Origin of the sequence: Burkholderia sp. Ac-20379, assembly GCF_017104645.1 — a bacterium.
Lineage (GTDB): Bacteria > Pseudomonadota > Gammaproteobacteria > Burkholderiales > Burkholderiaceae > Burkholderia.
In genome coordinates this window covers 1-807 of sequence record NZ_JAAGPF010000769.1, presented here as the reverse complement: position 1 = coordinate 807, position 807 = coordinate 1, and the positions used below count along the sequence as shown (strand labels likewise).

The following is an 807-nucleotide window of genomic DNA, read 5'->3' as shown; positions in this document are numbered from 1 at the left end:
CTCGAAGCCGTGACGCATCGCATCGGTCAGCATCGCATGCGGTTTTTGCGCGGCGAGCGCCTGCGCGAGCGCGGCCACGAAGCGGTCGCCGTTCGCGTCGTCGGCCACCACGATCACGCCGGGGCTGGTGCAGAACTGGCCGCAGCCCACCGTGATCGAGCCGGCCAGCGTGGCGGCCGGGCCGTCCACGCCGTCGGCCAGCGCGGCGGGCGTCACCACCAGCGGGTTGATCGAGCCGAGTTCGCCGTAGAACGGGATCGGCCGGGGGCGCGCGTTGGCCGCGCGCCAGAGCGCGACGCCGCCTTGATACGAGCCGGTGAACGCCACCGCGGCGATCGCCGGATGCGACACGAGGCGCGTGGCCGCGTCGCGCGAGGCCTGGCCGGTGAAGCCGATCACGGCCTCCGGCAGGCCCTGCTCGCGCAGCACGCCCTGCGCCAGTTCGTGCACGCGTTGCGACAGCTTCGGATGGCCCGAATGCGGCTTGACGATCACGGCGCAGCCAGCGGCCAGCGCCGAGGCGGTATCGCCGCCGAGCACCGAGAACGCGAACGGGAAATTGCTGGCCGAGAACATCGCCACCGGCCCGAGCGGCGCGAGCACGCGCACCAGATGCGGGCGGCCGGCGGGCGGCGCGCCGGCCACCGGCGGATCGTCGATCACGCGCGCGGCGCAGCCGTTGTCGAGAAGGTCGGCGAAGCCGCGCAACTGGAACGCGGTGCGCTCGGGGTCGGCGTTCAAGCGGCCCGCCCCGGGCGTGGTTTGCGCGGTGGCGAGCCGCACCGCGACGGAGCGGAGGACAGCGTT

The 807-nt window shown here is 74.1% G+C and carries 1 protein-coding gene; it reads right to left on the bottom strand.

Annotated elements, in window-relative coordinates; translation table 11 throughout:
• Nucleotides 1-741: aldehyde dehydrogenase family protein (locus G3N92_RS34505; protein ID WP_339385903.1), on the bottom strand; the 741-nt coding region annotated here is incomplete at its 3' end.
• Nucleotides 742-807: the final 66 nt, after the last annotated feature.